Raw genomic sequence first — 13465 nt, 5'->3', positions numbered from 1 at the left:
ATAGCGGGGGCGGGCATGGCCGGGGTCAGGGCAGGGCGGATGCGCCGGCCTCGTCCATGGTCCGGGCGAAGCGCAGCTCGCCCTGCGGGCTGACGATGCGGGCCGGGATCGAGCGCAGCCGCATGCCCGCATTGACCTGGACCGCGAAGTGCAGATGCGGGGCCGCGCTGTAGCCGGTATTGCCCGACAGCCCGATGCGTTGCCCCGCCTGGACCTGCTCGCCCGGGCGCACCAGCACGCCGTTGTGCTGCAGATGGGCGTACACGGCCATGCTGCCGTCCTCATGCAGCACCCGCACCAGGTTGGCCCGGCCCAGATCGTGGTCGCGGTCCTGGCCATTGCCCTGGTACCCGTCCTGGACCTGCATGACGGTGCCGGCCCGCGCCGCGAGCACGGGGCTGCCTTCGGGCAGCGCGAAGTCGATGGCGTCGCGGTTCTCCGGGTCGGTGTGGCTGTATGGCCCTTGCGGCGCCTGGCTGACCTGGATGCGGGCGGCATCGAAGGGGAGCAGATAGGCCACATCGCGTGGGCGCGCCGCCGGATCCCCCGGGACGGCGATCATGTCCAGCCGGATCGCGGTCGCACCGGCGGGGGGCTGCAGGCGGGTGACCACCACGCTGGCCGCGCCGGCGATCACCGTCTGCAGGGGCAGACCCGGCATCGCCGGGGTGCCTGCGGCGGGCCGCACCGAGACCTGGACCGGACCGGCCAGACGGTTGTCGACCCGCGCCTGCCAGCGCTCGCCGGCGCCTTCCAGGGTCAGCACGGCGAGGCCGGGCGCTGCCGCCACCGGGGCGGGACGGGCAGTGCTGGTTTTCGCCGGGCGGTCGATCCGCCAGCCGTTGCGCCAGTCACTGGCCGGCGCGGCGCCGGCGTTCAGCGCCGGGGCCAGGACGAGGATCAGGGTGGGCAGACGTAGGCAGCGCAAGGCTCTGGCCGATTGGGAAGGTGCCCCGAGTATGCGTGACTGATGATCATCTGGAATATATATCGCTTCATGCCGATGAAGGGATTGACATGACCCGGAAGCACTGGCATCGTGGCTCCACCATCGAGACCGGCAGAGGGACAGGCCCTTTGAAGCCGGGGCAGCCCGCAGACGCGAAAGCGACCTGCGTAGGTGCCAAATCCTGCGGAGACCGTTGGTGTCTTCCGAAAGATGGTTCGAACCGTGCACCGTGCGTGCGCTTCGAACGCGAGCTCCGCGAAAGCTCGATGGCCGACTCCTACTTTGGATACCGCCATGAGCTTCGCCACCGCCGCCCCTGTCGCCACCGACTCTTTCGCACCGCTCAGCGTCCCCGTCGACGCCGGGCTGAACGCCGTGCGCGGCGATATCGCGGCGGTGCTGTCGATGCGTCACGGCGGGCCGCGGCCGGTGCGCCTGCGCTACGAATGCGTCGGTCGCGCCGATGCGCCGGTGGTGGTGCTGGCCGGCGGCATCTCCGCGCATCGCCACGTGGCGGCCAATGCCGAATTCCCCGAAAAGGGCTGGGCCGAGGGCCTGGTCGCCGCGGGCCGCGCGCTGGATCCGGCCTCGCTGCGCGTCCTGGCTTTCGATTTCATCGGTGCCGATGGTGCGCTCGACCTGCCGATCGATACCGCCGACCAGGCCGATGCGCTGGCCCTGCTGCTGGATCATCTCGGCATCGCCCGCCTGCAGTGCTTCGTCGGCTACTCCTACGGCGCGCTGGTCGGCCAGCAGTTCGCGATCCGTCACCGCCAGCGCCTGCAGAAGCTGATCGCGGTGAGCGGCGCGCATCGTCCGCATCCGTATGCCGCGGCCTGGCGCGCGCTGCAGCGCCGCGCGGTCGCGCTGGGCCAGTTGCAGTGCGCCGAAAGCCACGGGCTGTCGCTGGCGCGCCAGTTCGCCATGCTCAGCTACCGCACGCCGGAAGAATTCGGCGAGCGCTTCGACGCCGCGCCGGAAGTGGTCAATGGCCGCGTGCGCGTCGCCGCAGAAGATTATCTGGATGCCGCCGGTGCGCAGTACGTCGCCCGTACTCCGGTCGACGCCTACCTGCGCCTGTCCGAATCGATCGACCTGCATCGCATCGACCCGGCCGCCATCCTGGTGCCGACCGTCGTGGTCGCCGTGGAAGGCGATCGCCTGGTGCCGCTGGCCGACTGCGTCGGCCTGGTCGAGGGGCTGGGCCCGCGCGGCAGCCTGCGCGTGCTGCGCTCGCCGTATGGCCACGACGCCTTCCTGAAAGAAACCGATCGCATCGACGCGATCCTCGCCACCGCTTTTCGATCCCCCGGAGAAACCGCATGAGCCGTTCCGCTGGTACCGAGCCGTCCTGTAGCCGCGTCACCGCCGCCGTGCGTGCCGGCATCGACCGTGACACCGCCCACGGCGCGGTGACTCCGCCGATCGTGCTGTCCTCGAACTTCAGCTTCGATGGCTTCGGCAACAAGCGCCAGTACGACTACACGCGCAGCGGCAACCCGACCCGGGACCTGCTCGGTGAAGCGCTGGCCGAACTCGAAGGTGGCGCGGGCGGGGTGATCACCTCGACCGGCATGGGCGCGATCAACCTGGTGCTCAATGCACTGCTGCAGCCCGGCGATACGCTGGTGGTGCCGCACGATGCATACGGCGGCAGCTGGCGCCTGTTCAACGCGCTGGCGAAGAAGGGCCACTTCGGCCTGATCACCGCCGACCTGACCGACCCGCGTTCGCTGGCCGACGCGCTGGCGCAGTCGCCGACCCTGGTGCTGATCGAAACCCCGTCCAACCCGCTGCTGCGCATCACCGACCTGCGCTTCGTCATCGATGCCGCGCACAAGGCCGGGGCCAAAGTGGTGGTCGACAACACGTTCCTGTCGCCGGCGCTGCAGCAGCCGATCAGCTTTGGTGCGGATCTGGTGCTGCACTCCACCACCAAGTACATCAACGGCCACAGTGATGTGGTCGGCGGGGCGGTGATCGCGCGCGATCCGGCAGTGCACGAACAGCTGGTGTGGTGGGCGAACGCGCTGGGCCTGACCGGCTCGCCGTTCGATGCGTTCCTGACGTTGCGCGGCCTGCGTACGCTGGGTGCGCGCCTGCGTGCGCACCAGGAAAACACGGCGGCCGTGGTCGAGTTGCTGGCCGCCAGCGATGCGGTCGCCAGCGTGTACTACCCCGGCCTGGCCGATCATCCCGGCCATGCCATCGCGGCCCGCCAGCAGAGCGGCTTCGGCGCGATGCTGTCCTTCGAACTGGCCTCGTGCCCGGGCGAGGATCCGCATGCGGCGGTGCGCGCGTTCGTGGATGGCCTGCGCTGCTTCACCCTGGCCGAGTCGCTGGGCGGCGTCGAGAGCCTGGTCGCGCATCCGGCGACCATGACCCACGCCGCGATGACCCCGGAAGCGCGTGCGCATGCCGGAATCAGTGAAGGGCTGCTGCGCCTCTCGGTCGGCATCGAGTCGCCGGAAGATCTGGTGGCCGATCTGCAGGGCGGGCTGGAGCGCGCGCAGGTGGTGATCGATCAGCATCGTGATGTGCAGCGGCGCAAACAGGTGGATGCATGAGCGCGGTCCTGACCCTGCCATTGGCCGCCCATCGAAAGCTGGCGCTGCTCGGCACCGGGACGGTCGGCACCGCCTTCGTCCAGCGGTATGCCTCGCTGCAGGACCGCGGTGTCACCCTGCCGTCGTTCTCGTGGCTGGCCAATTCGCGTACGGCGCGGGCCTGTGAACAAACCCCCGCAGAGGAGCTTGCACAGGCCAACCTGGCGGCGCGCGGCGCGGTGGCGCTGCAGCCCTGGGCGGAAGCCGAAGGCCTGCAGCGCGGCGACGTGGTGGTCGATGCGACCGCCAGTGACGAGGTCGCCAACTGGCATGAACAGTGGCTGGCGCGTGGCGTGCACGTGGTGACCGCCAACAAGCTTGGCCAGGGCGCGCAGCTGGCCCGTGCCCAGGCCATCGCCGACAGCGGACAGCAGGGTGCTGCGCATTACGGCGACAGTGCCACGGTGGGTGCAGGCCTGCCGCTGCTGAGCAGCCTGCGCGCGCTGGTCGCCGGTGGCGACCGCATCCATCGCGTGGAGGGCGTACTGTCCGGTTCGCTGGCCTGGCTGTTCCATCACTACGATGGCCAGCGCCCGTTTTCGGCGTGGGTGCGCGAGGCGGCCGAGGCCGGCTACACCGAGCCGGATCCGCGCGTGGATCTCTCCGGCGAGGACGTGCGTCGCAAACTGCTGATCCTGGCGCGGGCCAGCGGCATCGCGCTGCGCGCCGAGCAGGTACAGGTCGCCTCGCTGGTACCGGAGGCGCTCGCCGCGCAGTCACCGGCGGATGCGTTGCGCCAGCTTTCACTGCTGGACGCACCGTTGCAGGCGTACTGGCAGCAGGCGCAGGAACAAGCAGGGTGTCTACGTTTCGTCGGTGGTTTCGATCACGACGGGGCCTCTGTCGGGCTGCGTGTACTGCCGCGCGACCATCCGCTGGCCGGCGGCGCGCAGACCGACAACCGGGTGGCGATCCACAGCGACCGGTATCACGCCCAGCCGCTGTTGATCCAGGGGCCGGGCGCCGGGGCGGACGTCACCGCCGCCGCGCTGCTGGACGATGTGCTGGCGATCGTGCGGCGCTGATTGCCGCGCGATCCCACCCAGGCACACGGTAGCGCCAGGGTGGGCTGGCTGCGTCGGCGGAGAACGCTGAGGACGGCCGCTGCCACGCATGGCGTAACTACCGGGGTGTCGGTTCAGTCGTGTTGTGAGAGCGCCTTGAGCAATGCCGCATTGAACCGGGCCGGATCCTGCACCTGCGGCGAGTGGCCGAGGTCTTCGAAGGTCACCAGGGTGGCGCCCGGAATCGCCGCGGCGGCCGCCTTGCCCAGCGCCGGGTAATTGCCCAGCGTCGCTTTCAGCGCCGGCGGCGCCAGATCACGGCCGATCGCGGTGCGGTCGGTCTGGCCGATGAACAACGTGGTCGGCACGGTCAGCGTCGGCAACTCATAAACGACCGGCTGGTTGAACACCATGTCCGAGGTCAGCGCCTGGCTCCACGCCACCGCCTGTTTGCCGGGGCCGTCGTACATGCGCGACTGCATGCGCACCCACTGCTCGTACTCGGGCTTCCACTGTCCGTTGTAATAGACGTCGAGCTGGTACTTCCTGATGCTGTCGAAGCTGGTTTTCAGCTCGCCCGCGTACCAGGCATCGATGCTGCGCCACGGCACGCCCTTGGCCTTCCAGTCTTCCAGGCCGATCGGGTTGACCAGCGACAGGCTGAGCAATCGCTGGGGATACATCAGCGCGAAGCGCGCCGCCACCATGCCGCCCATGGAATGGCCGACGATGTGCAGCTTGCCTTCGCCATAGCCCAGATGCTCCAGCAGCGCTTCCGTATTGGCCGCCAGCTGGCCGAACGAGTACTGGTAGCGCTCGGGCTTGCTCGATTTGCAGAAGCCGACCTGGTCCGGCGCGATCACCCGGTAGCTGGCCGCGCTCAGTGCCGCGATGGTGTCCTTCCAGGTGGCCGCGCAGAAGTTCTTGCCATGCAGCAGCACGACCGTCCCGGCGAAGCCTTTGCCACCGGCAGGAACGTCGATGTAGGCCATCTCCAGCGGCTGGCGCTGGGACTCGAAGCGGAAGATCTTGACCGGGTATGGGTAATCGAAGCCTTCCAGCCGCGCGCCGTACGTCTCGGCGGCGAGAGTGGTCAGCGGCAGGCAGGCGAGCAGGGCGGCGGCCAGGATGCGCATGGCAGTCTCCGGAACAGGGAAGACCTGACTGTACCGGAGCGGCCGTGCAGGCGGGCCGATGATGCGAACGACAGCGGCCGACCCGAGGTCGGCTCTACCGTCGGGGGCGGTCGATCAGCACTCGATGACGTTGACCGCCAGCCCGCCGCGGCTGGTTTCCTTGTACTTGTCCTGCATGTCGCGGCCGGTGTCGCGCATGGTCTTGATGACCTTGTCCAGCGACACCTTGTGCTTGCCATCGCCGCGCATCGCCATGCGCGAGGCGTTGATCGCCTTGACCGCGCCCATCGCATTGCGCTCGATGCAGGGGATCTGGACCAGGCCACCGATCGGGTCGCAGGTCAGGCCGAGGTTGTGTTCCATGCCGATCTCGGCGGCGTTCTCGATCTGGCTCGGGTTGCCGCCCAGCGCGGCGACCAGGCCGCCGGCCGCCATCGAGCAGGCCACGCCCACTTCGCCCTGGCAGCCGACTTCGGCACCGGAGATCGAGGCGTTTTCCTTGTACAGAATGCCGATCGCCGCCGAGGTCAGCAGGAAATCGAACACGCGCTGTTCGTTGGCGCCGGGGCAGAAGCGGTCGAAATAGTGCAGCACCGCCGGCAGTACGCCGGCTGCGCCGTTGGTCGGCGCGGTGACCACGCGGCCGCCGGCGGCGTTTTCTTCGTTCACCGCCAGCGCGTACAGGTTGACCCAGTCCAGCGTGGTCAACGGATCGCGCATCGCCGCTTCCGGCTTGGAGGACAGTTCGCGGTACAACGCCGGTGCGCGGCGCGAGACATGCAGGCCGCCGGGCAGGGTGCCTTCCTGGCGGATCCCGCGCTCCACGCAGGCCTGCATGGCGCTCCAGATTTCGCGCAGGCTGTCGCGGATCTCATCCTCGGTGCGCCAGCACTTCTCGTTCTCGAACATCATCTGGGAGATGCTCAGACCGCTGCGTGCAGTCTGCGCGAGCAGTTCGTCGCCGCTCTTGAAGGGGTAGGGCAGCGGGGTTTCATCGGGCACGATGCGGTCATCGGCCGCATCGTCCTGGTTGACCACGAAGCCGCCGCCGACGGAGTAGTAGTCGCGCGTGGCGATCACCTGCTCATCGGCGCCATAGGCAGTGAAGCGCATGCCGTTGGTGTGGTACGGCAGCTTCTGGCGCTTGTTCAGGCCCAGGTCGCGCTTCTCGTCGAAGGCGATCTCGTGCTGCCCCATCAGCCGGATGCGCTTGCTGCTGCGGATGCGCTCGAGGGTCTGCGGGATGATGTCGGGGTCGATCAGGTTCGGGCGCTGGCCCTCCAGCCCGAGCAGCACGGCCTTGTCGGTGCCATGGCCGCGGCCGGTCAGCGCCAGCGAGCCGTAGACATCCGCGCGGATGCGCACCACGTCCTGCAGGTGGCCCGGATCGAGCAGCCAGCGGTGCACGAAACGTTCGGCAGCCTTCATCGGTCCCACGGTGTGCGAAGAACTCGGGCCAATGCCGATCTTGAAAACGTCGAACGTGCTGACAGCCATGATTGCCAAACTGCGGGTATCGGATGGAGCGCTATTCTATGCGCTTCGCGCCGCCGGCTCTGGCTGCGGCGCAACATTTCCCAAGGCGGGTGGGCCGGTGTTTACCTTGTACCAGCGTGATGACTGCCATTTGTGCGACCAGGCCCTGGCGGTACTGGCCCAGGCCCGGGTGGGCGATCTGGACAGTGTGTTCATCGATGACGATGCCGCGCTGGAGGCCCGCTACGGGTTGCGGGTGCCGGTAGTGCGCGATGCGCAGGGGCGGGAACTGGACTGGCCGTTCGATGTGGCGGGACTGCGGGCCTGGATCGGCTGAGACTGTGCGTGCCAACAGGCGCCTGACCTCGGTCGTCGGTGCCGATGCCGCTGGGGGGTGCGTTATGCGGCTCGATGTGTCTGTTGGGGCTGGGCGCTGCCGGTTGGGTTTGGGCCGCCCGCGGGCCGGCGCCCCGTAGTCGATCACCGCGCGCGAGGCCGGCCAGCTGCCGGCACTACCGGGCAGCGCTGCGAGGCGCCGGGTGTGCCCGGCGCTCGCCGCGGATGGCGTTACTTCGCTTTCAGTACCACTTTGGTGCTGATCGCGGTCTCGTTCGGGATCGTTTTGGTGTCGGCCCAGTCGCCGCCGCCCACGCCGAAGTCGAGGCGCTTGACCGTGGCCTTGCCGGCCAGCACGGGCTGCGCGCCCGGGGTCCAGGTGAAGGTCAGGGTGACCGGCTTGCTCACGCCGCGCAGTTCCAGCGTGCCGTCGGCGGCGTACTGGTTGTTGCCCAGCGAGCGGAACTTGGTGGCGCTGTACTTGGCCTGGGCGAACTTGCCCACGTTGAAGAAGTCCGCGCCCTGCAGGGTCGAATCGCGGTCGCTGTTGCCGCTCTTGGCGCCCGCCAGCGGGATGGTCACTTCCAGCTTGGCATCGTCCAGCTTGGCCGGATCGAAGCTGATCTTGGTATCGAAGCCCGGGAAGGTGCCGGTGAACACTTCGCCGTCGTACGTGGTGGCAAACGCCAGTACCGAGCCAGGCGCCTGCACGTAGTCGGCGGCCAGGACAGGGGCGGTGGCCAGCAGGCCGGCCAGGGCGGCGGCGACCGCGGCGGGGGAGGTGAGCTTGATGTTCATGGTCAATCCTTCTGGGGGGAGGCAAGCCAGCGCTGCGGGAGCATGCGCGCAAGCGTGGCATCGCGTTGGTAAAAATGGTGATAAAGCGCGGCACCGGCATGGGCCACGACCACGGCGATCAGCAGCCAGAAGCCCCACTCATGGATGGCGTGCGAGATCTGGGTGACGCGTTCGTCCGGTGGGCTCAGCTTCGGCACATCGACCAGGCCGAACCAGCGGAACGGGCGCAGGCCGCTGGCCGAGTCGTACAGCCAGCCCGACAGCGGAATGCCGAACATCAGCACGTACAGCAGCCAATGCGTCGCCGAGGCGATGCGCTCCTGCCAGGTCGGCGTGCCCGGCACCGGATGGGGTGCGCCGGCGTACAGGCGCCACAGCAGGCGGGTCACGACCAGCGCCAGCACGGTGATGCCGATCGATTTGTGCATGGTGTAGACCCAGAAGTACTTCGGGGTCCTGGGCAGTTCGCCCATGGTCAGCCCGACGATGCCCAGGGCGAGGATCAGCACGGCGATCAGCCAGTGCAGGGTCTGGCTGACGCCGCCCCAGCGGGTTGGAGTGTTCTTGGCGGTCATGGCGTGGTCTCCTGGACCGGCTGTGGGGTATCTGAGTCGGCCGGGGCGGCGGGAGTTCCCGGCGCATCGGTGGGCGCGGCATCGGCAGGATCGCCGGCGTTGGGGTCACGCACGGCTTCGGCTTCGATCCGCAGCTGCACCTCGTCGCCGATCATCGAGGCCCAGCCATCCACGCCGAAGGCACTGCGGCTGAGCGTGGCGGTGGCCGAGAAGCCGGCGGTACGGCGGAACGGTGGCAGCGGGTGGCGTTTGAGCGCATTGAGGGTCACCGCCAGGGTGACCTCGCGGGTGACGCCACGCACGGTGAGCTGGCCGATGACGTTGGCGTGGGTCGGATCGATCGGTTCGACCCGGGTCGAGACGAACCGCGCTTCGGGGAAGCGCTCGCCATCGAGCAGGTTGCGCGCGAGCGTGGCCGTGTTCCATTTGGCGTCGCCCAGGTCCAGGCGCTGGATCGGCACGGTGACGTCCAGACGCGCCGTGCGCCAGTCGTCCGGATCGAACACCAGCACGCCTTCGCTGCCGGACACGGTGCCCAGTGCATGCGAGAAGCCGGCATGTTCGACCGCGAACAGCACACGGGTGTGCACCGGATCGAGCCGATAGCGGTCAGGGGCGGCGATGGCCAGCAGCGGGGTGGCCGCCAGCAGCAGGGCAAGGGTCAGGCGCGTGAGCAAGGCGCTGGCTCCGTCAGGGTCTGGGGCGATCATACGCACAGCCGTGTGCCGGGATGCAGCGCATGGCTGCAACAGATCGTGGTGCGGCCGACAACAGCCGTTCCATCCACGTCAGCCCGGCCAGGATGCGGACGCCGTCCTGATCGCTGTGTGACAATCCGTACCAACAGGGAGACCGGATCGATGAGCACGCGCCGCTGGGGTGCAGGCATCGTGCTGTTGGGGCTGTGGTTGTGCGCAGTGCCGTCAGTGTTGGAAGCCGCAGGGACATCGGCAGAAACGCCACGCTTGCGCCGCCTCGGCGCGGCGGAGGGTATGCCCTCGCGCATGGTGCTGGCCTTGGCCCAGGATCGGCAGGGATATATCTGGGCCGGTACCGATGATGGCCTGGCCCGCGTGGATGGCGTGGGCCTGCGGGTCTGGCGGAATGATCCGGCCGACCCGGGTTCGCTGCCCGGCAACGAGGTGGAAACGCTGCTGATCGATCCACTCGATCGCGTCTGGGTGGGCAGCAACGGGGTCGGCCTGAGCATGCTCGGTCCCGACCGCACCGCGTTCACCCGCTTTCCTGCGTTGGGCGAGGCCTGCGAAGGCCAGTTCTGGTCGCTGGCGTATGCCTCGCAATCGTTGTGGATCGGCACCAACCAGCACGGCATCTGCCGGCGCGGCGAGGACGGCACCCTGGTCAGGTACCAGGCCGCCCCGGACGATCCGCGCAGCCTGCCCGACAACACCATCTACAGTCTGTTGGCCGATCCGCAGGGGCGGGTCTGGGTGGGCACCTCCAACGGCGTGGCCCGCTGGGATGGCGACGGCTTCACCCGCATCGCGCCGGCGCTGCTCGGCGGCAAGAGCGTGTTCCGCCTCACCCGGGAGCCCGACGGCACGGTCTGGGCGGGAACCGAAGGCGGCCTGTTCCGGATCGGTGCCGATGACCAGGTCCGGCCCGCGCCCTGGACGCTCAGCGCCGACGTGCGTGCGGCCACCGTCATCCACGATCGCAACGGCGGCTACTGGCTGGGGACGGCCGATGGCCTGTACCGCGGTGATGCGCGCACCGCACGCTTGCTTGCGGGCGATGCCGGCAGTGGCTTCCTGACCGCCCGCAGCGGCGTGCTGGACATGCTGCAGGACCACGAAGGCGGCCTGTGGGTGGCGATGCTGACCCAGGGGCTGGCGTATCTGCCACCGGACTGGAAGCGCTTCTCCAGCTGGTACCAGCTCGACGGCAAACCGCTGGACAGCGTCTATCTGCTCGGCGCGGCAGCGCTCGGCGACACCTATTACATCTCCGGTGCGCACGGCCTGTACACGTTGGATGCGCAGGGCCAGCTGCGGCAGATCGCCGACGACACGCAGATCGGGGTGGGCGCGACGTGGTCGCTGCTGCCCCGCGAGGACGGCGCGGTATGGCTCGGTCGCGCCGGTCGGTTGAGCCTGTACCAGCCCGCGACACGCACGCTGCGCGACTGGAAGATCGGGGGCGGCGCCGATGTGCGCCAGCGCATCGACCTGATCCGCCAGGCGCCCAACGGCGAGCTGTGGCTGTCGGTGATGAACTTCGGCATCCAGCGCCGCGATGCACAGGGCAACGTGCTCGATACGATCCGCAACGACCAGAACCGCGGATTGACCGAGAATCCGGTCGAGCAGATGGTGTTCGACCCGCGCGGGCAGCTCTGGGTGATGGGCGACGCGATGGGCCTGATGCGATGGCGCAACGACCGCTTCGAACAGGTGCCGGGCATTTCCCGCGGCAGCATCTACGATGCGGCGTGGACCGGCCAGGATGAACTGTGGCTGGCACGCCAGGGCGCGCTGGAGCGTTATCGCTGGGATGGCCTGAGCATGAGCCTGCGCGAACGCGTCGGGGCGGCCGAGGGACTGCCCGCGGTTTCGATGGGCGGCTTGGCGCTGGGCAGCAATGGGCAGGTATGGGCGACCACGCCACGCGGCCTGATCCGATGGAATGGCGCCGAGCGGCGGCTGCGCCTGTACGGCGAGCGCGACGGCCTGCCGGATGTGGAGTTCAGCAATCGCCCGCCGGTGCAGGCGCGCGACGGGCGCGTTCTGGCGGTGACCGCGACCGGGCTGGTCGGCTTCGATCCGGATGCGGCGGACAGGGTGCTGCCGCCCTCGCAGCTGGTGATCGACAGCGTGCAGGTGCGCCGCGACGATGCCGAAGGCCAGCAGATGCTGCCGACCCAGGCGCCCATCGTGCTGGGACCGCAGGACCGCGACCTGATCGTGTCCGCCCGCCTGCTGTCCTTCGCCAATCCGCAGGGCAACCGCTACCGCTACCGGGTATCCGGCTACGACCAGAACTGGGTGATGCAGGCCGCCGATGGGGAGCGGATGCTGTCGCGACTGCCGGCGGGGCATTACCGCATCGAGGTGCAGGCGGCCACGTCGCAGGGCGCGTGGACGCCGCCGAGCACGCTGGAGCTGGAGGTGCGCCCGCCGTGGTGGCGCAGTGGCTGGGCGATCGTGGGCTACGTGCTGCTCGGCCTGGTCGGCATCGCGGCGCTGGCCTACGTGGCGCGTGCGCGCCTGCGCCGTCGCCAGCAATGGCAGTTGACGGTGCACAAGCAGCAGTTGGCCGAGCAGGCCTCGCAGGCGAAGAGCCGGTTCCTGGCCACGCTGGGGCACGAAGTGCGCACGCCGATGACCGGGGTGCTGGGCATGAGCGAACTGCTGCTGTCCACGTCGCTGGACGAGGTGCAGCGCGGCTATGCCGGCTCGATCCAGCACGCCGGCAAACACCTGCTGCGGCTGGTCAACGATGCGCTGGATCTGGCCCGGATCGAAGCGGGGCGGCTGGAGCTGGATCTGCGGCCGTTCGATCTGATGTCCCTGCTCGACCAGGTCGAGGCGCTGATGGAACCGATGGCCCATCACCGTGGGCTGGCCTTCGAACGCAGCTTCAATCTGCCCGGTCCGGTGCAGGTCAGTGGCGATGAGATGCGCGTACGCCAGATCCTGATGAACCTGCTCGGCAACGCGATCAAGTTCACCGACCACGGCCATGTCGGGCTCGGTGTCGAGCTGGCCGACGACGGCCGCACGATCATCTTCGAGGTCGCCGACACCGGGCCGGGGATCAACCAGGACCAGCAGGAGCGGCTGTTCCATCGCTTTGAACAGGCCGACGGTCCGCGGACCGCCTCGCGTTATGGCGGCAGCGGCCTGGGCCTGGCGATCTGCCAGGAACTGGCGGTGGCGATGGGCGGCCACATCCAGATCGACAGCCGGCTGGGCGATGGCGCCCGCTTCACGGTATCGCTGCCGCTGCCCTGGACCGTGCAGCCGCTCGGCACGCCGCGTGATCCGGGTCAGGAAACGCGCACGCAGCTGCCGCCGCTGCGGATCCTGCTGGTCGAGGACGATGCCACCGTGGCCGATGTCATCGCCGGGCTGCTGCGCTCGCGCGGGCACGAAGTGGTGCATGTGCTGCACGGCCTGGCGGCATTGTCGGAGGTGGCGGCCGGCAGCTTCGATGTGGGTCTGCTCGATCTGGACCTGCCGGCGCTGGATGGCCTCGCGATTGCCGGGCAGCTGCGCGCCATGGGCTATGAACTGCCCTTGATCGCGGTGACCGCACGCTCGGATGCGTATGCCGAGCAGCAGGTGCTGGCGGCCGGATTCAATGGCTTCCTGCGCAAGCCGGTGACCGGCGACATGCTGGTCGATGCGATCGCACAGGCGCGCGCGGGCAAACCTCCCCGGTATTGAGCGGTCGCCTGCTGTTGCGATTGCCGATTCGTCTTGATTCCTGATTGTTGATCTGAAACTTCATTGATCGGCATGTGACGTGGTCCCGTTCTGACGGCTGCGTTCGCGCGGCGTTGACGTACCGTGCTGTTCAAGCAGCGGAGGCGGTCGGGGTGCGTGTGGCAGGAGGCCGATCC

General features: G+C 68.8%; 11 protein-coding genes and 1 riboswitch. Of the genes, 5 read left to right on the top strand and 6 right to left on the bottom strand.

Features of this window, described 5'->3' with window-relative positions; all coding sequences use genetic code 11:
* Nucleotides 1–25: 25 nt before the first annotated feature.
* Entirely contained in the window at nt 26–928 is a 903-nt protein-coding gene (locus ABE424_RS12530) for a M23 family metallopeptidase (protein ID WP_346491594.1), read from the bottom strand.
* Nucleotides 929–1045: 117 nt separating this feature from the next.
* A riboswitch (SAM riboswitch) is annotated at nt 1046–1166 on the top strand.
* Between the two features lie 77 nt (nt 1167–1243).
* On the opposite strand from ABE424_RS12530, the gene ABE424_RS12525 reads away from it, so the two are divergent.
* Genes ABE424_RS12525 through ABE424_RS12515 form a run of 3 tightly spaced genes read left to right on the top strand, consistent with a single transcriptional unit; the run spans nt 1244 to nt 4580 of the window.
* On the top strand, nt 1244–2275 hold the full coding sequence (locus ABE424_RS12525) for a homoserine O-succinyltransferase (RefSeq protein ID WP_346491595.1): 1032 nt from the start codon (nt 1244–1246) through the stop codon (nt 2273–2275).
* Entirely contained in the window at nt 2272–3516 is a 1245-nt protein-coding gene (locus tag ABE424_RS12520) for an O-succinylhomoserine (thiol)-lyase (protein WP_346491596.1), read from the top strand. Before ABE424_RS12525 ends, ABE424_RS12520 begins: the two co-directional genes overlap by 4 nt.
* A complete protein-coding gene (locus tag ABE424_RS12515) occupies nt 3513–4580 on the top strand; it encodes a homoserine dehydrogenase (protein WP_346491597.1) in 1068 nt (355 codons plus the stop codon). Before ABE424_RS12520 ends, ABE424_RS12515 begins: the two co-directional genes overlap by 4 nt.
* A 113-nt stretch (nt 4581–4693) precedes the next feature.
* On the opposite strand, the gene ABE424_RS12510 is transcribed toward ABE424_RS12515, so the two are convergent.
* Together ABE424_RS12510 and ABE424_RS12505 are read right to left on the bottom strand one after the other, a co-directional pair.
* On the bottom strand, nt 4694–5695 hold the full coding sequence (locus ABE424_RS12510) for an alpha/beta hydrolase (RefSeq protein ID WP_346491598.1): 1002 nt from the start codon (nt 5693–5695) through the stop codon (nt 4694–4696).
* A gap of 114 nt (nt 5696–5809) precedes the next feature.
* A complete protein-coding gene (locus ABE424_RS12505; protein ID WP_346491599.1) occupies nt 5810–7192 on the bottom strand; it encodes an L-serine ammonia-lyase in 1383 nt (460 codons plus the stop codon).
* Between the two features lie 97 nt (nt 7193–7289).
* Between ABE424_RS12505 and ABE424_RS12500 the strand changes: the two genes are divergently transcribed.
* A complete protein-coding gene (locus ABE424_RS12500; RefSeq protein ID WP_346478845.1) occupies nt 7290–7508 on the top strand; it encodes a glutaredoxin family protein in 219 nt (72 codons plus the stop codon).
* A gap of 230 nt (nt 7509–7738) precedes the next feature.
* Here the strand turns inward: ABE424_RS12500 and ABE424_RS12495 are convergent, their stop codons facing one another.
* Genes ABE424_RS12495 through ABE424_RS12485 form a run of 3 tightly spaced genes read right to left on the bottom strand, consistent with a single transcriptional unit; the run spans nt 7739 to nt 9590 of the window.
* Complete coding sequence (locus ABE424_RS12495) at nt 7739–8305, bottom strand: YceI family protein (protein WP_346491600.1); 567 nt, start codon at nt 8303–8305, stop codon at nt 7739–7741.
* A gap of 2 nt (nt 8306–8307) precedes the next feature.
* The gene (locus ABE424_RS12490) at nt 8308–8880 is read right to left on the bottom strand and encodes a cytochrome b (RefSeq protein WP_123730462.1); all 573 of its coding nucleotides are present in this window, start codon (nt 8878–8880) and stop codon (nt 8308–8310) included.
* Entirely contained in the window at nt 8877–9590 is a 714-nt protein-coding gene (locus ABE424_RS12485; RefSeq protein ID WP_346501921.1) for a YceI family protein, read from the bottom strand. The genes ABE424_RS12490 and ABE424_RS12485 overlap by 4 nt, the downstream gene beginning before the upstream one ends.
* A 150-nt stretch (nt 9591–9740) precedes the next feature.
* On the opposite strand from ABE424_RS12485, the gene ABE424_RS12480 reads away from it, so the two are divergent.
* The gene (locus tag ABE424_RS12480) at nt 9741–13289 is read left to right on the top strand and encodes an ATP-binding protein (RefSeq protein WP_346491602.1); all 3549 of its coding nucleotides are present in this window, start codon (nt 9741–9743) and stop codon (nt 13287–13289) included.
* The last annotated feature ends 176 nt before the right edge of the window (nt 13290–13465 follow it).

The sequence above is a fragment of the Stenotrophomonas sp. TWI1149 genome (assembly GCF_039673155.1).
Classification (GTDB): Bacteria; Pseudomonadota; Gammaproteobacteria; order Xanthomonadales; family Xanthomonadaceae; genus Stenotrophomonas; species Stenotrophomonas maltophilia_AA.
This window is presented reverse-complemented; position numbering and strand designations above follow the sequence as displayed.

Coding starts and splice junctions, on each gene's coding strand:
- ABE424_RS12525 (WP_346491595.1), top strand. CDS start 1,244: ATGAGCTTCGCCACCGCCGCCCCTGTCGCCACCGACTCTTTCGCACCG.
- ABE424_RS12520 (WP_346491596.1), top strand. CDS start 2,272: ATGAGCCGTTCCGCTGGTACCGAGCCGTCCTGTAGCCGCGTCACCGCC.
- ABE424_RS12515 (WP_346491597.1), top strand. CDS start 3,513: ATGAGCGCGGTCCTGACCCTGCCATTGGCCGCCCATCGAAAGCTGGCG.
- ABE424_RS12510 (WP_346491598.1), bottom strand. CDS start 5,695: ATGCGCATCCTGGCCGCCGCCCTGCTCGCCTGCCTGCCGCTGACCACT.
- ABE424_RS12505 (WP_346491599.1), bottom strand. CDS start 7,192: ATGGCTGTCAGCACGTTCGACGTTTTCAAGATCGGCATTGGCCCGAGT.
- ABE424_RS12495 (WP_346491600.1), bottom strand. CDS start 8,305: ATGAACATCAAGCTCACCTCCCCCGCCGCGGTCGCCGCCGCCCTGGCC.
- ABE424_RS12490 (WP_123730462.1), bottom strand. CDS start 8,880: ATGACCGCCAAGAACACTCCAACCCGCTGGGGCGGCGTCAGCCAGACC.
- ABE424_RS12485 (WP_346501921.1), bottom strand. CDS start 9,590: ATGATCGCCCCAGACCCTGACGGAGCCAGCGCCTTGCTCACGCGCCTG.
- ABE424_RS12480 (WP_346491602.1), top strand. CDS start 9,741: ATGAGCACGCGCCGCTGGGGTGCAGGCATCGTGCTGTTGGGGCTGTGG.